Genomic DNA, 18,595 nt, shown 5'->3' on the forward strand with positions numbered 1-18,595 from the left:
TCTGCTTAAAGTCCGATATCATTCCTGCATAACTAAATATAACGCAGGGAACGCCATGCGATCTTTTATTCTCACACTGATTTTCTCTTTCTTTTTTGTATCGTCTGCTCAGGCGGTGCAATGCAAACGTTTGCATATTGGTTATGTAAACTGGTCAGACGTTGAAGCCACAACAGCCTTAGCAGAAGTCTTGCTGGAGCAGGTGGGCTACCGGGTTCGCACCTCACAAAATACCGTACCGGGTACACTGGAAAAACTCGCCAACCAGGAAATTGATATATTTCTTGGTAACTGGATGCCATCCAACGAAGAAAACGTCCGGCCTTTTTTTGATAGCGGAAAAATTATTCCGTTAGCCACCAATCTTACCGGCGCAAAATATACGCTGGCAGTACCGACTTATGTTTATGACGCTGGGGTTAAAAACTTCGCCGATCTGGCAGCACACCGGGATAAATTTGGTGGTCGGATTTTTGGCCTTGAAAGCGGCAACGATGGCAACCTGCTGATTCAGGGCATGATCAGCAAGAATGCCTTTGGCCTGAAAGACTTCAAACTGATGGCCAGCTCTGAACGCATTATGTTGGCTCAGCTGAAAAAGCGCATTCGTAATAATCAGTGGATGGCATTCCTGGCCTGGGAGCCACACCCAATGAACGTAAATTTTGACATCCGTTATCTAGAAGGTGGTGACGATTTTTTCGGTCCGAATCTGGGGGAATCACGAGTCGAAACACTGGTGCGCAGTGGCTTTGAACAGGAATGCCCGCAGGCAGCGGAATTGCTTAAGCGTCTGACTTTTACGCTGGATATGGAAAACTCATTGATGGCGGATATCAGCGAAAATTTCAGCGACCCGAAAAGTGCGGCATGGCGCTGGATCGCTGCTAACCCGCAACAGGTTAATACCTGGCTGACGGGATTAACTCTGCCACAAGGGAAAACAGTTGAGCAGGTGATTGCTGCGTTCGAATAATCTGGCAGGTTATCACTGCTTGAACTGGTAGCTGACAGGAATTGAAATCGCTTTACCACCGGGCACTGCACCAAAAGGTGCGGCGCCCTGAATCGCTTTTTTCAGGGCTTTATTTAATTCACGATGGCGGTTTGATACGGTTTTGGTTAAGTCGGTTAATTCACCACTAGCATTCAGCTCAATATCAAAACTGACTTCTCCCTGTTTCTTGAGAATCCTGGCGGATTTCGGATATACCAGTTCGCTGAGAATTTTTTCCCGCACTTTTTGTTTATACAGTGTGAGTTGGGCGGCTTTATCTACTGCCTCGGTTTTTCCGCGTAAGCTTTGCGGTAATTCAGGTTTTGCCTGAGCCGGTTGTGGCACACCATCCAGAGAAAAACGATAACCCAGCGTATAGGTCCATGGGCTGCCAGACAGCATATCCGGCGGATTAACCTGGCTGCTGATGATACGGCTGGCTCGCTCCACTTCTTCTTTTAACAACTCGTGTTGCTCGGTTGCCTGTTGCTCGCTGCTAACGATTTCGCCGTTTTTATTAAAGGTCATGGTCAGCAGCACATCGCCTTGTTGACCAAACTGTTTGGCCCAGGGCGGGTAACGAACTTCCTGTTCCAGCGCCTGTTGCAGTTGCCATTGATACAAGGCCAGATAATAGCTTTGTTGCTCGGTTGCGATGCGCTTTCTTTCTGCAGCAGATTGCTGTTTTTGCTGGCGCTTATCCGCAACGGCTTGTTCTTCGACTGCCTGTCGTTGTGCTGCCTGAGCCGCGGCCTGTTGTTTCAGCTTTTCCTGTGCCGCTCTTTCAGCCGCCAGTTGTTGCTGACGTTTTCGCTCGGTCGCCTGCTTTTCTGCGATGGCTTTCTGTTGTGCCAGTAACGCTTGTTGTTTCTTTCGTTCGGATTCTTTTGCTTGCAGCAATAACTGTTGTTGTTGCTGACGGCGTTGCTGTTTTTCCAGATTTTGCTGGCGTTCTTTTTCACGCCAGGTTGATAACAACTTCAGCCGTTGCTTAGGAATCTGATGTTGCTGCAACTGCTGTTCGAGTGAAGAATCTGCGCTGGTGCTAAGAATCTGGCTGCGAAATTCCCGCGATGGTGGGAACTTACCAATCCAGGTGTTTAACAGATAGCGGAATAACGACCGATCACTGGTATGGATGGCCAACTCTTTATTGAGATGCACTTTAGTGCCAGCGGAGGACGAGCTGATAGTAATTTCGTCACCTGGTTGCAGCTCGTCTTTTGGCAGACGAATAAACGCCATTAATGCCTCGCGACTGGCGGGGTTATTGGGCAAGGTTTCGTTATTAATCGAAATATTCGCCTGCCACAGTTTTTTCCACTTGCGTGGCTTCCAGCGGTTTGTCACCACTAAACGCATCTGCTTGGCTGCAGTTGATAAACGCACCGTTTCTGCGGAGTCATCTTTGCGTTCGAGATAAAGCGCCGCCTGATAATAATCACGCGTCAGGTGACTGTAGATGGCGCTGCCATTTAATTGCAGTTCCGCCGCCCACGAACTGCTGGCCGAAATAAAAATTCCGGCGGCGATAACAGAAGCAAGTGGACGACGTAACATAAGCAGCCTTAATTGAAGCGATGAACCACAACGACGCTTGGGTCTACATCATGGCTGTCGATGTAGCCAATCGCATTTTTGCTGGCAGCAACTTTGGCTTTCATGTCGGCACTGCTTTCGGTCCGACGTGGTGGTTGCTGTTTACCGGCAAATACACGGCGTGACCAATAACTGTTCAGCTGGCTTTCGGTTTTACCCAGATACCGGCGGCTGAATTCAGCGCGTTTTTCATCACCTTTAGGCAGGTCATAAGCAACGGCTTTACTGCCATCCGGAAAGTTGCTGCCTTTGCCGAGAAAAATACGTTTGATTTCGTCTTTCTCCAGACCGGTATAAGTATTTGGATTATTAACGCTGACAATCACCACGACTTCTGCACGAGCACAGAAGCTGACGGCGAATAACAGGCACAGAGTGCTTAAAAATTTCATCTGTTTTACTACTCCAGTCAGCCGCAATTAAAACACTAGCTGTAACGCAGCGCGGTACAGGTTGGCAGAACGGCCAGCAACGCCACGATTGGTTTCTTCATCGTGATGTGTGGCTTCAAATTTCAGTGCGGTGGCGGCGTCTAAGTCATAACGCATACCGATGGTGACACTGTCATCCTCGCCCTGTAATTTCAGTAGTTTCTGCAGATCGCCTTTATCACCGCTTTCAACACGGTCACGCGATGTGGAATAGGTTGCATGCAGGGTTAAATCACCAAAGCGGTAAGCCATACCGCCGAGCCAGGCGAAGTTATCCACTAACAAGCCGGAGTCATAATTCAGATAGGTCGCTTCCAGCACCATGCTGAAATCGCCGTTATCGTAGGTGCTGGCGATATTAAAATAGCGCGCCAGCTTTTCATCGAGATCAAAGTCTTCGATCACATCGGCAGAAAAACCGCGGGCGTTGCCAACAAAACGAGCCATGGCCTGGGCAACATCTACCCGGCGATAGCCTTCGGCCCGGCTGTAAGTCGCCAGTGCGCCGCCGGCTGCAGCTAACGATGCCTGTTCTGCACTGCCACCGGCTGTTAATACCTTCGCCGCCTCAGCCTGAGCGGCCGCAGCTGCTGCCTGATCTGTGGCCGGGTCGCTGATCAGTTCCAGATTCATTTCGGTCTGCTGGTAACCAATTCGGTGGGTAAAGTCACCGCTGAATAACGTCAGGGAAATACCGTTAATGCGGTTCAGTTCAGACTCATAGTCATCACCAAACAAATCGATTTTTTTATGACGACGACCACTGTTTATTTGTAATTGCGCATCGGTATTACCCATACTGAAACGGTGGGTTAAGTCGATACCGTCGTAATCCTTAAACGGAATGGCGTACACATCTGCAGTTGGACGAACCCAGTTGTAGGCATAACCAACGTCAAGGAATTCGGAATAATAGAAAAACGGAATACGTAACCGACCGGCACGTAAATCGGTATTTTCTGTTATGGTGTGAGAAATAAATGCCAGCGAAGTTTCAACATTAAAGTCGTTATCACCACGAGCAATTGTCTGCACCGTTGCACTGGTTCGCTCGGATAATGGCTTACTGATTTGTAAACCCAGCATGGTGTCTTCTTCGAAAAAGGTTGGGTCACCGTCTTCATAAGACTCGATGGTCGTGTATTCCTGATCTTTGTAATAAACCCCAAGGTTCACAAAACCATAGACACTGAAGTCATCGTCTTCAGCTGCTGAAACCGGAGCAGATACTGCGCCGGCAATCGCCGCTATTAATAAGTGGCGTTTTATTGGACTCGCTCGCATAACATCCTCCGCAAACAGGCGCGGGATTGTAGCTTATATAGCCCTTTAGTCGTATGCCAGATCACGAAAAACGTCAGATAAATGACCTATTTTTGGTGACATTTCGGGTCAAAAGTACGCTTGGTGTACATATTACGACAATATTATGAGTTGCCGAATGCCGGTTCTGATGATTTTAATTCGTTGAGGAAAGTGCGCTGCTTTAAATCAGCAGCGCGCAAAGCAGATTAAGACTGAGCGGGAAGGCGTAACGCGGGTTAGTGATCGTGGGAGTGGTAGCCCGGATCTGAAGCGTCATGCGAGTGGCGTGAAAAAGCAGCCGGTGCTCTGGAAAAAGAGCTGCTGACGCTGCCGCGATAACAACCAATAATCCATGGATAACTATCGGTAAGGTAATAACCATACTGACCATTAACCGTCATACCATTACATTCATCCAGATCACCACTGGCGGCACTGTACTGGTAATCGCCACGAAACTGACCGTCGTAATTTCCGGAAGCAACGTCTCCCTGGCTGGAAACCGGAGTCTGATAACCACTCACTGCCTGACGCGCTCCGGATTTTAACTGGTAACTGGAGCGGGCTTTGCGCACCGTACCATTGTCATTAATGCAAGGACCAAACACCGGAAACCCATCGGCGGCAAAACCAATCACTGGTGACACCTGAGCATCACTTTCACAACTCTGATTAAACATCGCCATTGGATTTCCATGGTAATGATAGGTGCCGTCTGGCTGCGCATGGGCATTATGGCTATCGGTACCAAAATTATTCAGTGACGACATCGGGTCGTAACGCCAGGGGTTATTAATCTGATTCTGACCGCAGCCGATTTTTTCCCGCCCCAGTGGTTCATTGCCAACGCCATAACAGGCTGCTGCTAATAAGTCGGCGGTGACACCATTGAGAAAAATAACGTTAGTGGCACCCAATGATAACTCTGTTGTTTGTGCTGCCGCCTGAGGATTACGAGTAACGCTGTAGCTGCCACTTTGCTCCGACACATTGGTAGCAAAGCGGGCATTACCATCGTGGAAATTATGATTCGGAATTTCGTTACTTGCGATGCTGCAACTGTTGTCGGTTGCGCTGATAGTGACCTGGCCATTAAAAACCATGCTGCGGTTTTCATCCCGGACCTGAGAACGGTAGCTGCCAACATAATCCCGACAATCACCACTGCTTTTGCTGAAGTTCACATTGGTGATATCCGTGCTGACAGAGCTGTCGCCATTGCCAGTGTTGGAATTATTATCGCTGGCCGGATCGCCGGAAGAGCTGCCGCCACAGCCTGCTAAAACGGTACTCAGCAGCAAGGTGGTCGTGGCGCTATAAAAGATATTGAAGATCGGGGTGGTGCGCATAGTCGGGCCTCCGTTAAACCATCTCTTCAGACTAGCTGAAGTCGCGGTAAAACCGAGGCCTTAGAACCTTTTTGCTGAATCAGGCCGCTTGTTGCTTATCTTTCTTCAGCACAAAATAGGTAAATGCGGTTGCCGTAACAAACATGATCAGGCTGTAGATGCTGGGCGCAATCGACATTTCTGCGCTTTGCAGAATCGCGGTGGTGATCAGCAAAGTCAGCGTGCCGTTTTGTAAGCCGACTTCTAAACAAACGGTACGCGCCTGGGCTTCGCTGTGCAGTAACCACTTACCCAGGCTGTAACCCAGCAGCATGGTCATCAGATTCAGTGTTAATGCGGCCGGGCCAGACGCAATGGCAAAATCAATTAACTTCTCGCCCAGATTGACACAGATACTGAGAATCACAGCGGCAAGCACCACCATCGAAAACTTGCTGATATAAGGTTCGGCTTTAATCGCGAAGTTTTGCCACTTAGAGCGGATTGCCATGCCCACAATCACCGGGATAACCGTAATCACAATCAGCTGAATCCAGGTTTTCACCAGAGGCAGCTCAAACACCTTATCGCTGTCGGAATAATAGTTAATCGCCCAGGCGCCCAATAGCGGAATGGTGAATGGGGTAATAAAACCAATCACCGCTGTCAGCGATACCGATAAACCAACATCGCCACGGGCGAGAAAAGAATACAGATTTGATGTGCTGCCACCCGGGCATAATGACAACAAAAACAGACCAATCGCCACTTCGCCGGTTAAACCAAAAGCCGCGATAATAATGACAGCGACCAGTGGCAATAACGCCATCTGAGCAAATGCTCCAACGAGAAACCCTTTTGGCTGCTTAAACACCCGACGGAAATCATTCAGCGTTAAGCTCAGGCCCACACCGGCCATGATCATGATTAATGCGATAGGAAGGCCAATTTTGACCAGTGTCTCGAACATGCTTGAGTACTCGTTGTTTTTGTTGGGGTGGTTTTTATCGGAGTTATTATTAAACCGGATGCTCAAACTACCGGATGAGGCTTTTTGCGGCAAGTATGACGGAGGTCAGCATATTTGGCTTTCAGTGAAATTCGGTTATAAAACTACGCTGCCACAGAAAGTGATAATTACTTAAATGGATTCAGGAGATCGAAGCGATGACGGATGCAGCGATAAATTCAGCCAATATCGGCCATACAGATGGCATCCGGAAATTGGTGAATTCACTTTCACATTTCTACTTGTCTGATGCCGGAGCAGTATTACCCGAGTGGTTGGAATCCACTCTGAGTAAAGAGAGTTTTGAACAACGAATCACAGACTCTTCTTACCAAAATTACGTCTATGAAATTGATAAAAGCATTATCGGCTATATTGCCTTGAGCAAAGAACAACACCTGTACCACCTGTTTGTATCAGCAGAGCATCACGGCAATGGAATTGCGCGAAAGCTGTGGCGCTACGCCATTAATAGACACCCAAAAGATTACTACACCGTTCGATCGTCTTTATTTGCAGTGCCTGTGTATAAAAGGCTGGGTTTTGTTGAAAGTGGCAGTGTTGGGTACAAAGATGGAGTGGGGTTTCAGCCGATGGAGTTTCGTCATGCTAATAGCGTTGATTGAACTATCGGTGCCGATAAAACGGCTTACAAAAACTCCAGGGATTAAATCCAAATTGAGGCTGTAGTTCTTTGCAGTGTTTCTGAGCCTGCTTTTTCTCTACAGCAGGCTGACGTGAAGCCCACACAATCCAGTTGCCATCGTGTGTTGTTGCCTGCATAACCGTTGGAAATAAACGCTTAACCAGCTGCAGCAATTGCTCATCTTCGCGGTGCTCTTTCCACAGGTTCAGAACCAGCCAGCCATTGTCCGTTAATGCCCCGGCACTTTGCTGTAAAAAGTCCTGCTGTTGCTGTACCGCGTTCAGGCCATCTGCCAGATATAAGTCCGAGAATAATAAATCGGTTTTTAAGCCCGCCGAAATCAACTTTGCCAGATAGTCGCTGGCGCAGCTGACATGCACTTTCAGGCGTTTATCCCGTGGCAGGGCAAAATACTGAAACGCAATCTGGGCAACGGCGGGGCGTAACTCAACGGCATGTATTTGAGCTTCAGGCAGTTGCTGCCACAAGGTTGAGGTTAATGAGCCTCCACCCAGTCCCAGAACTGTCGCCGATGTTAATGCCGATATGCCTTGACACTGAGTCAGTACCGTAAACATCGAGCGCAGATAGTCGTGTTGTAACTGGAAAGGTGCGGCTTTGAGCTGGCAGCTTTGTTCGTCGGTGGTACCAAAACTGAGATAACGTTTGGTGCCATCGTCGAACACCTGAATCGGACCGTAGTCATCAAAACGGCGGTGAACTTCACGGCCCAATAATTCGTTGGCGGCTAATAAGGTTTGCGGATTCACAGGGTTTTGAAAAATACTTTGGAATTACGCTGCAGGTTGTAAGCCTGTTGCTTTTCCTGAGGTAATTCGCTGACATCACCTGCAACAAAACCTTGCTCAACAAACCAGTGAGCCGTGCGTGTGGTTAACACAAACAGCTGCTGGTAATGACGTCGTCTGGCCTGTTGCTCAATTTGTTCCAGCAGACGCTGGCCACGATTGCCGCCACGATAATCACTGTGCACAGCCACACAAGCCAGTTCCGCTTGTTTGTCTGAGTACGGATACAGTGCAGCGCAAGCTGTGATTAAACCGTCGCGTTCGATCACATAAAAACGCTGAATTTCAGTTTCCAGTAATTCACGCGAACGACGCACCAGCACGCCCTGATCTTCCAGCGGTTTTAATAACTGCAGAATACCGGCAACATCATCGATATTGGCTGCCCGTAATTGATCGTAGGCTTCCTGACTGATTAAGGTACCGTCACCTTCGCGGGTAAATAATTCCTGCAATAAGGCGCCGTCTTCGGCGTAACTTAATAATTGCGCACGTGGCACACCTTGCTTCACCGCGTTTAACGCCGCTTCGGCATGCGTCAATGCGTCACTTTCCAGCTCAGATAATAATTCCTGCAACTGGGTGCTGGTGAGCTGACGAATAATATTATTGCTGGCATCGGTCAGGCCGGCGTCTTTCCCCAGAATAAGTAACTTATCGGCACGTAGTGCAATGGCTGCTTGCTGGGCAACGTCTTCCACCGCCAGGTTAAACATTTCACCACTGGGGGAATAACCGGCGCAGGATAACAGCACAATATTGCGCTGTTGCAGTAATTCACTGATGGCCTGATGTTCAATCCGGCGCACTTCTCCGGTGTGCTGAAAATCGATACCGTCGATCACCCCTTTGGGTTTTGCCGTGACAAAATTACCGCTGATAACCCGGATGCGGGAACCGTGCATCGGCGAGCCGGGAACACCCACCGACAGCAATGATTCAATATCCGATTTCACCATACCAATGGCGGCTTTGACCGCATTCAGTGCTGCGCCATCGGTAATACGAAAACCATTGTGGAAGTCACTTTTGATCGACAGGGTTTTTAACACCGCATCAATTTGCGGGCGGGCACCGTGTACCAGAACCAGTTGCACGCCGAGGCTGTTCAGCAGGGCGATATCCTGAATCACATTATTAAAGTTATCGTGGGCGATGGCATCACCCTCAAACATAATGACGAAGGTTTTACCGCGGTGCGCATTAATATACGGCGACGAATGGCGGAACCATTTTACGTAGTCGTTATTCTTCATTGGCGAAGTATTTAATGGCGTGTGGTTGTTACCACTTTGCTGCGGCTTGGTTTCGTCGTTCATGATACTGATTCGGTTATGGTTCCTGATTAATCGCTGCGCTTTTGAATAATCGATAATGTGCTGGCGCTAAGTTTAACACCGCAGCCGTTATTGCAGGCAGAACTCTTTAATTAACTGGCTGATTAAATCCACGCAAGGCTGAATCTGATCGTGGGCCAGGTATTCATCCACCTGATGCGCCTGATCAATATTGCCCGGCCCCAGTACCAGAGTCTCGATCCCCAGTTCCTGCAGAAAAGGCGCTTCTGTGGCAAACGCCACCGCTTCACTTTTGGCCGAGGTTAAACGCTCGCAGGCTTTTACAATGGCGCTGGACTCTGCGGTTTCAAACGGATTAACGCCGGGAAACAGCGGTTCAACTTCCAATTCCACTTCATGTGCCTGTGCCACCGGAGTGAGTCGCGTGCGGATTTCTTCACGCAGGTCGTCATTGCTCATACCTGGCAGGGCACGTAAATCGAATGCCAGTTCGCAGCTGCCACAAATACGATTGGGATTATCGCCACCGTGAATGCAACCGAGGTTCATGGTTGGGCTCTGTACGGCAAAATGTGCGTTCTGGAAATTGGCTGCCAGGTCTTTACGGATGGTCATTAACTCGCCCATGACCGAATGCATTGCATCCATTGCACTGATGCCCAGTGCCGGATTTGATGAATGTCCGGCACGACCAGTAACCCGCACGTTTTCCATCATAATGCCTTTGTGCATACGAATGGGTCGCAGGCTGGTGGGCTCACCCACCACGGCATAACGTTTTTTATTGCCGCCTTTCAGTGCATTTTGTTGCGTTAAGGCCCGAGCACCGGACATCGAACTTTCTTCATCCGCAGTCGCCAGCACAATTAATGGCTGCTTAAACTCGGCGCCGCGAAATTGTTCCACCGCATCCAGCACCAGAGCGAAAAAGCCTTTCATATCGCAGGTGCCCAAGCCGTAAAAACGATTGTCGCGTTCGGTTAAGGTAAAAGGGTCTGACTGCCACTTTTCCGGATTGCAGGGCACGGTGTCAGTATGACCACTTAATACCAGGCCGCCGCCCTGGCCGTGATCTTCACCGAGTGTGGCCACCAGATTGGCTTTACCGGGATGATTTTCCACCGGAAGAATCTGTACACGAAAATCCAGTTCTTCGAGCCAGGTCGCCAGGCTGTTGATCACCGCCATATTGCTCTGATCGTATTCCGGTAACACCGAACTGATGCTGTTATGGCCGATCAGGGTACTGAATTTTTCTACCGTACCGGGAAGGCGGAATTGTGCTGCCACGTATAGCTCCTTGTTATGCTGCGTTGTACACCGATTCCCGGCGTCGCCAGCGATAAGCAGCTATATTTTTCAGCCGCCGGATCCAAGGCACATCCCTGTGCCTGGGATCCTTCCGCCACATCCTGTGGCTGCTTTGAAAAACATACCTGCTCACCGATGGCTTTAAGGCTTTGTAATTTTTAAACAGTTTTCTTGCGAATCATCGCTCTGCCCTTAACAATACCGCCATGACTACAGAAATCGAACTAAAACTGCGGCTTTGTCCGCAGAATCTTAATGACCAGAATAACCCTCTGGTGACCTTCCTTAATCAGAACGCGGAAGCCGATGGCGAAAAGCAGCTGAATAATCACTATTTCGATAGCGATGACGCGGCATTAGCCACGGCAAAAGCAGCACTGCGGATTCGCCAGAAAGGCGATAGTTTTGAGCAGACGTTAAAAACCGCAGGTTCTTCCCAGGGCGGCATGCATCAACGTCGTGAATGGAACTGGCCACTGGCGGGTAATCAACTGGATGCTGACGTATTGGCCGGCCCGGAAGTCCAGTCGTTCTGGCCGGATGGCGTTGCTATTGATCAACTGAAGCCGGTATTCAGCACGCAATTTAATCGTCGCGCCTGGCGCTGGACGCTGGACGTTAATGGTAAAACGACCACCGCCGAAGTGGTGATCGACCAGGGTAACGTTCAGGCGGATGCTGAAGGCGAAAGCAAGACTCAGCCTTTGTGTGAGTTAGAGCTGGAATTGCTCGACGGCGATGTTGACGGTTTGTGGGCCATGGCGCAGCAACTGAGTGAGCAGGTGCCGTTGTGGCTGAGTGATATCAGCAAAGCAGAACGTGGCTACCAATTAGCAAACATTGGAGTGCGTTGGGCGGCGGTTTATCCACAACTGAACGAACAGCAATCTCTTGCTGTGGCAGTGCCACAGTGGCTGCAGTACCACCTGATTTTGTTTAAACGCACGCTGGAAAAAACCATCTGGGACGAAAGCTCTCAGGCGGCACTGGAGTGTTGGCAGCACTGGCTGGCGTTGCGTCATCTGCCGCAGTGGTGCGGAAAAATCATCAAGCGTAAGCAAACCAAAGAATTACGTAATGTGCTCGACCAACTGCATGCGAGCCTGGAAGGGTTATCAGCATTAACCACGGCACAACGCTTCTTTAACGATGCTGAAGTACGTCAGCGCTGGCTGTCGCAGGCGCAGCAACTGCGCAACGATAAAGCTCTTGCTCAGGCGATATTACAGATTGGTCGCTGGAGCTACGAACAGCTGCCACCGCTAGCGCAGCAGGCGGAAGCTGCAGTGAATATCAGCGGTGAAACACTCAGTCATTACTTCCACCGCAGTTGGAAAGAAGCGCAGCAAACCTTCGAGGGGCCACACGAGCACTGGCATGTGAACCAATGGGCAGAGCTTCAGTCTCAGGTGTCGCGTTTACAACACCTGCATGCACTGCGTCACCAGCTGCAACAAGGTGAGGAAAATGCGCCGTATCAACGCGAGCGACGGTTACTGTCTGATATGCTTAACGGTCAATCTCTGATACAAAGTCTGATTGCACAACCAGAGTTGTTAACGGCTGAACAGACCGAACAACTGACGGATGAACTGCCTTACGAATTCTGGGGCAGATGGCTGGAGCTCAACAGCGCCTTACGTTGACGCTGAGTTCGGGCAACACAACGAGGAACAACAATAATGATGCAGGCCCAGGCGGATCGCCACCTAACCTTACCCACCTTGCTGGAAGAACTTCGTCGCGACGAGGTGTTGTCCAAAGAGGAACACGAGAGCGGCTTGAGCATTCGCCGCAATCAGGGCGAGGAAAGCCTGCATCCATTGACCATGCTGGCGCGCCAGAACTTTACCGATGCCCGCAGTGGCAAAGCGCTGACCGAAGATGCGCTGGTGGAGTGGCTGGCAAGCGCTAACAACCTCGACAGCTACAACATCGACCCACTCGAAATTGACGTCACCGCCGTTACGGCTCAGATGTCATACGCCTTCTCTGATCGCCATAAAATCCTTGCTGTTAAAGTCAGCAAAGAAGAAGTGGTGGTCGCTACTGCCGAACCTTTTGTCACCGGCTGGATGGCCGACCTGGAACACACCACCCGGCGAATGGTGACCCGGGTATTGGTGGCACCGTCGGATATTGATCGCTTCCGGGTCGAGTTCTACCAACTGGCCAACTCGGTTAATCGTGCGGGTCAGGCTCATGGTGGCATTAGCTCGGTACAGAATCTGGAGGCCATGCTGGAGCTGGGTAAAGCCCAGGCACCGGATGCCAACGATGAGCACATCGTTAACATTGTGGATTGGCTGCTGCAGTACGCGTTTGATCAGCGCGCCAGTGATATTCACATTGAGCCGCGCCGGGAAGTGGGCCATGTACGCTTCCGTATCGATGGTGTGTTGCACAACGTCTATGAATTTCCGGCTCAGGTTTCCCAGGCCGTTGTGGCACGGATTAAATCGCTGGGACGGATGAACATCGCGGAAAAGCGCCGCCCTCAGGACAGCCGTTTAAAAACCAAAACCCCGTCTGGCGAAGAAGTGGAATTGCGTTTGTCGACGCTGCCAACCGCGTTTGGCGAGAAAATGGTGATGCGGGTGTTCGATCCATCGGTTCTGGTGCGCAGCTTCTCCGACCTCGGCTTCAGTAAAGAAGATAAACGTCGCTGGGATCATATGACCAGCAACAATCACGGCATCGTATTTGTTACCGGCCCAACTGGTTCCGGTAAAACCACTACGCTGTACACCACTCTGAAAACACTGGCGACCTCAGAAGTAAACGTATCCACCATCGAGGATCCCATCGAGATGGTGGAAGGCTCGTTTAACCAGATGCAGGTGAACCCGGCGATTGATCTGGCGTTTGCCGATGGGGTGCGGGCACTGTTACGTCAGGACCCGGATATCATTATGGTGGGTGAGGTACGTGACCTGGAGACCGCCGAAATTGCGGTGCAGGCGGCGTTAACCGGCCACCTGGTGTTGTCCACGTTACACACCAACGATGCACCGTCCGCTTTCACCCGATTGCAGGAACTGGGTCTGCCGCCGTATCTGATTAAATCTTCCGTGCTGGGAGTGATGGCACAACGTCTGGTGCGGACGTTATGCCCACACTGCAAAGTTGCTCATGAAGTGGATGAGAAAGACTGGAAGCAGCTGACGTCGCCATGGTTAGTGAAGGCACCGGAGAAAATCTATCGTGCTAATGGCTGTCTCGAATGCCGTGGTACCGGTTTCCTTGGACGTATGGGTATCTATGAAGTGATGCCAATGAGCAACACGCTGGAAAACCTGATTGATGACTCGACTGACCACGCCAAACTGCGTCAGGCAGCGATGAAAGAAGGTATGCACAGCCTGCGTTTGAGTGGCGCCCATAAAGTGGCGGCGGGGTTCACCACCATCAACGAAGTGATGCGTGTGGCACCGCTGTCGAAAATGTAACCAGGTCAAATAGCGGCTTCTGTCCAAAATGTAACGGCAGCGCAGTGGAAAAGCGCCCGGCAGGCAGAAAATGTTGCCTTCTTCATAGTTTCGTAAGGCAACAGCGACTAAACTTAGCAGCAATTAAGAACGATAACGATAAAACAAAAAGAGACGCTTGGTACTCAAGGTGGATAACACACAGGAAGAAGGGGCCGCAGTACAACCGCCGGCCATTATCGATTTAGAAGCATCAGGCTTTGGCCGTGGTAGTTACCCGATCGAAGTCGGCTTCGCCTTGGAAGATCGTCAGGTACACAGTTTCCTGATTAAGCCCGCGCCTGGCTGGACTCACTGGAGCGAAGAAGCGGAAAAGATCCACGGAATCTCTCGTCAACAGCTGGAAGAGCATGGCCTGACGCCACGCGAAATTGCGCTGAAAATGAATGAACTGCTGCGCGGTAAAACCCTGTATTCAGATGCCTGGAGCTTTGACTCCTCCTGGATTGGCCGCATGTTCGACGAGGCCGAGCTGGTGCAGCGCTTCCGCATTGAGACGGTGAATAAGCTGCTGACTCAGGAACAGATGGAAGCCTGGCACGACACTAAACAAAACCTGTGGGACGAGCTGGACGTTGGTCGCCATCGCGCTGCCAACGATGTCAAAGTTCTGCAGGAAACCTATATTCGCGTGACGGCCCGCTAACGCTGCCGGTTATTTCAGGGTCATTGCCAGCTCAGTGACCCTGCGCCATTTTCTTATCCGATAATAAAAACGATGACTGACTCAAATCCAACTCCCGACACTCAGATCAGTGGTGGCTGCCGTTGTGGCCAGTGCCGCTTTACCGTATCCCGTGGTCCGTTGTTTGCGGGCTATTGTCACTGCAATGCTTGTCGCCAGCGCTCCAGTGCACCGTGTACCGGTTTTATGATGATGGACGAACCCAGCTTTGAGCTGGTGGGGGAGACAGACAGCTATCGCGAAACCGGCGGTTCGGGGGCTCCGATTGAGCACAAACGCTGCAGCAAATGCGGCTCGACGATCTACACCAAGCTGTATGTTCTGAAGAACATTCTCGCGGTTCCGGAAGTCTTGCTCGACGATAAAAATCTGTTTCAGCCGCAGCAACATGTCTGGGTCAGCGCTAAGCAGGACTGGTTCGAAATTAACGATGGCTTAATGCAACAACCCGGACCACCAAAACTGTCTGAAGAGCTGATGGCGAGGTTGCCGCGTTAGTATTTGGCCAGGCAATACTCGCTAAAGGTTTACCTGAATCTGCTTCACTGCCAGCAGGCTGCCGTCGCTGTTCTGGCTCAGGGTAAACCCTTTGCTGTCGTTATTGGTAAACTCGCCATCAGCGGGAATCGATGTGTCTTGATTACCTCGTGAGGAATAACGATCGTGGGTTGTATAAATCTCATGGCAGAGTGCGTCGCTAAAGCGCAGCTGAGAAACCAAAGATTCACGACTGCCTTGCTTAACGCGGAAATGAATATGTGCCGTGCGGCCCGGATACCAGCCGGGGAAACAACTTTTAAAATTGACCCGGCCGTTGCTGTCGGTTGTTAATTCCCCCCGACCCCAGCGGCTGGAACGTGCAGGCGTATCACCATTAGTACAGAACCCGGTATCAAAGCGACGAGCATCTGCAGAAGCTGCGGTGTTGGCTGAATAGACTCCACGTTTGTCACAGTGCCAGATCTCTACGGTATAGCCGCTCAGGGGGCGGCATTGGCGATCAATAATCTGCAGACATATCTGCATCGGTAAGCCATCTGTGTTGTCTGAAATATCTTCGCGATTATCAACGCGAAAGTAGCATGGTCCTTCAATGCTGGTGGGAAACAAATCAACCTGGCAAGGCGTGTTAGCGGAAAACACATCGTCATTCGGGAAGTTGGCCTGAATCAGATCGGTACCTCCGGATAACCAGTTCACTGGCCGCTTGGGCGGTGGCGGTAATGTCGTCGCTGGTGTTGACCCACTGCTTGAGGAACCACAAGCAACCAGAGAGGGGATCGACAGAGCGAGCGTTGAAACACCGAGTAATTTCAGGGTGCTGCGTTTGTCTGGCTGCATAAACTTTTCTCTCTGCTGTTGAATGAGTCTTCTATCTTCAGGGTTTCTGCCCGCGCAGAAAATCCGATTAATGTCATTCGATGTCAGCAGATGTAAGCAGCCGGGTATCTGCCGTTACCCTTGTGAATAATTGTCCTCAGGCTCTTCATCAAACTCCGGCTGGTGGTCATCCTCGTACTCAAAGCCATCGTCCAGCTCCGGAGGCTCAATGTCATCAGTAGCGTCATCGTCGAGTGGGTCGCTATGGTTATTATCGTCAGAGTCGTAATCTGGCTTATCGTCTCGAGCTTGGTCTGTATCATGTTCGTGATGATCATGGTCATGATCGAAGTCCCGGTGTGAGTCATCAAACCAGAACTCATCTTCGTCTTCATCAAAACCAATGCTGATGCTGTCGTCGATTTCCAACCCATCAAAGGCTTCCGGCAGTTGCACCTCGAAGCCTTCCAGATACAGCTCGGCATCTTCCATCGGGAATCCTTCGAGCCAGAATTCATCCGCCAGCTCCAGTAATCGGGTCAGTGGCATAGGTTGCCAGTCGTCGACGATAAACTCGTTGTTTTCCAGTTCACCGCTGAGCGTCAGTGGTTGATCCAGTGCTGGTATATCGTCGTTAAACTGCAGCTTCTGCTCACCCAGCATAAAGCTGCCTTGCAGCGCCGAAACCGGCCCGGCAAGTAGTGCAATTTGCTCGGGCCAATCGCGTACCAGACTGGCGCGAATCGTTTGATCCGGCGCCCGTAAGCCGCTGACGGCCAGCCATTGTCCGGCAACCAGCTGGTTCATTGCCAATGGTTGTTGATGCTGATCGAGCAGGCGTGTGCGGTTATCAACAATCACCCGCTGGCCGAGAATCTGTAACTCGGTTTTGCCGTGCGCCAGGGCGTGCTGTGCCTTTAGTGGGCCAATCACATTGTGTACCGAATGCACCTCCAGCGCCTGATAATCACTGCCGGATTCTTCGGCGAGAACGGCAACGACCTGGCCCAAACGAATATCGTCACGCTGGCTGTGATCGCCATCGCGGAAGTAACGGGTATGTTGCGGCAACAGGATATGGCGATCGTTCACCCAGATGCTACCGAAGGCGGTGACGCTGCCCACAATGGTGGTTTTGCCGGGCTGCTTGCCGCTACCGCCAAGGCCGTTTTGTGGAGTATTGGATTGTTGCTGATCAATCGGGCTGCCGGTACCACCGAGGCCATTACGTGCCTGTTGACCGGTACCGCCCAGGCCATTTTGTGGTTGCGCGAAAGGCACTTTGCCGGTTCCACCGAGACCGTTCTCGGTGGTTGGAGCGTGGGCGATGACACGTCCCTGATATTCGATCTTGCCGCTTTTACTGGCTTCCAGGGAGCGCCAGTGTGACTCCTGGGTTGAACAGGAGATGAGTAAGCCACACAGCGCCCAGAGTAGGAGCTTACTGGTGCGGCTCATGACGCTCGTCCTCATCGAACACATACATTCCGACGTTAATACGCTGGTGAAAGTTGCCTTGCTGATCCTGCTGCTTGAGCTCCAGTGCACGCTGGTTCAGACGCGTCAGCAACGCCATGCCTTCTTCGGCAGCCAGTTGTTTCAGTTCTTCGATTGAAGCTTCCGATAAGCCATCGTAATACAGACAACGCTCAAATTTTGCCGGTTGTTCAAGCAGGTTATTGCTGGCGGTGGCGATATGATCAGCCAGGTTCATACCCAGGAAGAAGGCTTTTTCATCGACGCCTTGTTTCGGAATAAACGCATTGGGCGTTAGTTGAATCCGCTGCTCACCATCCTGCTCAATTTCTTCTGCGGCACCCAGGCGTAACCATTCATCCAGAACCACCCGGGCACGAATATCTTTCTTCGCAACCTGTTCAACCAGCGTTTCAAAATTGGGTTGTGCATCCGTCGTTTGTTTAAACGGCAACGCCAGTGGCTGGCCGTTTGCATCGCAATAATGAGCCATCCAGTGTGCAGCAATCTGAACGCCAAGGCTGACCACCTCCGGCGTGTGTGTGGTTTGTTGCGGCTCGCCACGCAGGCGTTTGATGTCTTTACGATGAATGCCGGTGAGCAGGCTTAGACGGGTGTCGGTCTGTGGCTTACCCGGTAGCGGGAAGTCACGCTCGGCGACATCAACCATGGCTTTTTTCAGCCACTCCTGCACCACCGGATAGGTGATCTGAAACGACAACAACAGCTTTACCAGCGGTTGCAGCAGACGCTGAACCGCTTGATTGAGGGCTTTCGGGGCAGCGCTTTGCTGATTCGCAGCGCGGCTCGGTGATTGTGTGTCATTGAGCTTATTCATAAGGCAAGCATACCTAAGCGAGGGATTTTTTCCCACTCTTTTGCGGCGCTGTGAC

The 18,595-nt window shown here is 50.9% G+C and carries 17 protein-coding genes; 6 read left to right on the plus strand and 11 right to left on the minus strand.

Going from position 1 to position 18,595, the window contains the following annotated elements; translation table 11 throughout:
* Positions 1-55: 55 nt before the first annotated feature.
* The gene (locus ACOQOZ_RS14930; protein WP_420588951.1) at positions 56-976 is read left to right on the plus strand and encodes a glycine betaine ABC transporter substrate-binding protein; all 921 of its coding nucleotides are present in this window, start codon (positions 56-58) and stop codon (positions 974-976) included.
* 12 nt (positions 977-988) lie between these two features.
* Here ACOQOZ_RS14930 and ACOQOZ_RS14935 read toward each other — a convergent pair whose 3' ends face one another.
* The 5 genes from ACOQOZ_RS14935 to ACOQOZ_RS14955 all read right to left on the minus strand — a co-directional run bounded on the left by ACOQOZ_RS14935 (position 989) and on the right by ACOQOZ_RS14955 (position 6,630).
* Positions 989-2,557 (minus strand): TonB family protein, encoded by a 1,569-nt coding sequence (locus tag ACOQOZ_RS14935; RefSeq protein ID WP_420588952.1) that lies wholly within the window; start codon positions 2,555-2,557, stop codon positions 989-991.
* A gap of 8 nt (positions 2,558-2,565) precedes the next feature.
* Positions 2,566-2,988, minus strand: a complete 423-nt coding sequence (locus tag ACOQOZ_RS14940; protein WP_420588953.1) for a phosphate ABC transporter substrate-binding protein — start codon at positions 2,986-2,988, stop codon at positions 2,566-2,568.
* Positions 2,989-3,015: 27 nt separating this feature from the next.
* Positions 3,016-4,311, minus strand: coding sequence for a porin (locus ACOQOZ_RS14945; protein ID WP_420588954.1), 1,296 nt, complete (start codon positions 4,309-4,311; stop codon positions 3,016-3,018).
* A gap of 257 nt (positions 4,312-4,568) precedes the next feature.
* Complete coding sequence (locus ACOQOZ_RS14950; protein ID WP_420588955.1) at positions 4,569-5,681, minus strand: YHYH protein; 1,113 nt, start codon at positions 5,679-5,681, stop codon at positions 4,569-4,571.
* 79 nt (positions 5,682-5,760) lie between these two features.
* A complete protein-coding gene (locus tag ACOQOZ_RS14955) occupies positions 5,761-6,630 on the minus strand; it encodes a bile acid:sodium symporter family protein (RefSeq protein ID WP_420588956.1) in 870 nt (289 codons plus the stop codon).
* A gap of 197 nt (positions 6,631-6,827) precedes the next feature.
* On the opposite strand from ACOQOZ_RS14955, the gene ACOQOZ_RS14960 reads away from it, so the two are divergent.
* On the plus strand, positions 6,828-7,295 hold the full coding sequence (locus ACOQOZ_RS14960) for a GNAT family N-acetyltransferase (protein WP_420588957.1): 468 nt from the start codon (positions 6,828-6,830) through the stop codon (positions 7,293-7,295).
* Position 7,296: 1 nt separating this feature from the next.
* Here the strand turns inward: ACOQOZ_RS14960 and ACOQOZ_RS14965 are convergent, their stop codons facing one another.
* The 3 genes from ACOQOZ_RS14965 to argE form a co-directional block, all read right to left on the minus strand.
* Positions 7,297-8,085 carry a spermidine synthase gene (locus tag ACOQOZ_RS14965; protein ID WP_420588958.1) on the minus strand — a complete coding sequence of 263 codons (789 nt, stop codon included), beginning with the start codon at positions 8,083-8,085 and terminating at the stop codon, positions 7,297-7,299.
* Positions 8,082-9,443, minus strand: coding sequence for an amino-acid N-acetyltransferase (argA, locus tag ACOQOZ_RS14970; protein ID WP_420588959.1), 1,362 nt, complete (start codon positions 9,441-9,443; stop codon positions 8,082-8,084). The genes ACOQOZ_RS14965 and argA overlap by 4 nt, the downstream gene beginning before the upstream one ends.
* A gap of 87 nt (positions 9,444-9,530) precedes the next feature.
* On the minus strand, positions 9,531-10,712 hold the full coding sequence (gene argE, locus ACOQOZ_RS14975; RefSeq protein WP_420588960.1) for an acetylornithine deacetylase: 1,182 nt from the start codon (positions 10,710-10,712) through the stop codon (positions 9,531-9,533).
* 227 nt (positions 10,713-10,939) lie between these two features.
* On the opposite strand from argE, the gene ACOQOZ_RS14980 reads away from it, so the two are divergent.
* The 4 genes from ACOQOZ_RS14980 to ACOQOZ_RS14995 all read left to right on the plus strand — a co-directional run bounded on the left by ACOQOZ_RS14980 (position 10,940) and on the right by ACOQOZ_RS14995 (position 15,404).
* Entirely contained in the window at positions 10,940-12,379 is a 1,440-nt protein-coding gene (locus ACOQOZ_RS14980; protein ID WP_420588961.1) for an inorganic triphosphatase, read from the plus strand.
* 36 nt (positions 12,380-12,415) lie between these two features.
* Positions 12,416-14,182, plus strand: coding sequence for a GspE/PulE family protein (locus ACOQOZ_RS14985; RefSeq protein WP_420588962.1), 1,767 nt, complete (start codon positions 12,416-12,418; stop codon positions 14,180-14,182).
* 169 nt (positions 14,183-14,351) lie between these two features.
* Positions 14,352-14,867 (plus strand): hypothetical protein, encoded by a 516-nt coding sequence (locus ACOQOZ_RS14990; RefSeq protein WP_420588963.1) that lies wholly within the window; start codon positions 14,352-14,354, stop codon positions 14,865-14,867.
* 72 nt (positions 14,868-14,939) lie between these two features.
* A complete protein-coding gene (locus tag ACOQOZ_RS14995; RefSeq protein WP_420588964.1) occupies positions 14,940-15,404 on the plus strand; it encodes a GFA family protein in 465 nt (154 codons plus the stop codon).
* A gap of 21 nt (positions 15,405-15,425) precedes the next feature.
* Here the strand turns inward: ACOQOZ_RS14995 and ACOQOZ_RS15000 are convergent, their stop codons facing one another.
* The 3 genes from ACOQOZ_RS15000 to ACOQOZ_RS15010 form a co-directional block, all read right to left on the minus strand.
* Positions 15,426-16,247 (minus strand): intradiol ring-cleavage dioxygenase, encoded by an 822-nt coding sequence (locus tag ACOQOZ_RS15000; protein ID WP_420588965.1) that lies wholly within the window; start codon positions 16,245-16,247, stop codon positions 15,426-15,428.
* A 114-nt stretch (positions 16,248-16,361) separates the two neighbouring features.
* The gene (locus ACOQOZ_RS15005; protein WP_420588966.1) at positions 16,362-17,684 is read right to left on the minus strand and encodes a DUF5666 domain-containing protein; all 1,323 of its coding nucleotides are present in this window, start codon (positions 17,682-17,684) and stop codon (positions 16,362-16,364) included.
* Positions 17,668-18,540 (minus strand): DUF6502 family protein, encoded by an 873-nt coding sequence (locus ACOQOZ_RS15010; protein ID WP_420588967.1) that lies wholly within the window; start codon positions 18,538-18,540, stop codon positions 17,668-17,670. The genes ACOQOZ_RS15005 and ACOQOZ_RS15010 overlap by 17 nt, the downstream gene beginning before the upstream one ends.
* Positions 18,541-18,595: the final 55 nt, after the last annotated feature.

The sequence above is a fragment of the Bacterioplanoides sp. genome, assembly GCF_965219715.1.
Lineage (GTDB): Bacteria > Pseudomonadota > Gammaproteobacteria > Pseudomonadales > Oceanobacteraceae > Bacterioplanoides.

Coding starts and splice junctions, on each gene's coding strand:
- ACOQOZ_RS14930 (WP_420588951.1), top strand. CDS start 56: ATGCGATCTTTTATTCTCACACTGATTTTCTCTTTCTTTTTTGTATCG.
- ACOQOZ_RS14950 (WP_420588955.1), bottom strand. CDS start 5,681: ATGCGCACCACCCCGATCTTCAATATCTTTTATAGCGCCACGACCACC.
- ACOQOZ_RS15005 (WP_420588966.1), bottom strand. CDS start 17,684: ATGAGCCGCACCAGTAAGCTCCTACTCTGGGCGCTGTGTGGCTTACTC.
- ACOQOZ_RS14940 (WP_420588953.1), bottom strand. CDS start 2,988: ATGAAATTTTTAAGCACTCTGTGCCTGTTATTCGCCGTCAGCTTCTGT.
- ACOQOZ_RS14945 (WP_420588954.1), bottom strand. CDS start 4,311: ATGCGAGCGAGTCCAATAAAACGCCACTTATTAATAGCGGCGATTGCC.
- ACOQOZ_RS14960 (WP_420588957.1), top strand. CDS start 6,828: ATGACGGATGCAGCGATAAATTCAGCCAATATCGGCCATACAGATGGC.
- ACOQOZ_RS14955 (WP_420588956.1), bottom strand. CDS start 6,630: ATGTTCGAGACACTGGTCAAAATTGGCCTTCCTATCGCATTAATCATG.
- ACOQOZ_RS14980 (WP_420588961.1), top strand. CDS start 10,940: ATGACTACAGAAATCGAACTAAAACTGCGGCTTTGTCCGCAGAATCTT.
- ACOQOZ_RS14985 (WP_420588962.1), top strand. CDS start 12,416: ATGATGCAGGCCCAGGCGGATCGCCACCTAACCTTACCCACCTTGCTG.
- ACOQOZ_RS15000 (WP_420588965.1), bottom strand. CDS start 16,247: ATGCAGCCAGACAAACGCAGCACCCTGAAATTACTCGGTGTTTCAACG.
- argA (WP_420588959.1), bottom strand. CDS start 9,443: ATGAACGACGAAACCAAGCCGCAGCAAAGTGGTAACAACCACACGCCA.
- ACOQOZ_RS15010 (WP_420588967.1), bottom strand. CDS start 18,540: ATGAATAAGCTCAATGACACACAATCACCGAGCCGCGCTGCGAATCAG.
- ACOQOZ_RS14995 (WP_420588964.1), top strand. CDS start 14,940: ATGACTGACTCAAATCCAACTCCCGACACTCAGATCAGTGGTGGCTGC.
- ACOQOZ_RS14935 (WP_420588952.1), bottom strand. CDS start 2,557: ATGTTACGTCGTCCACTTGCTTCTGTTATCGCCGCCGGAATTTTTATT.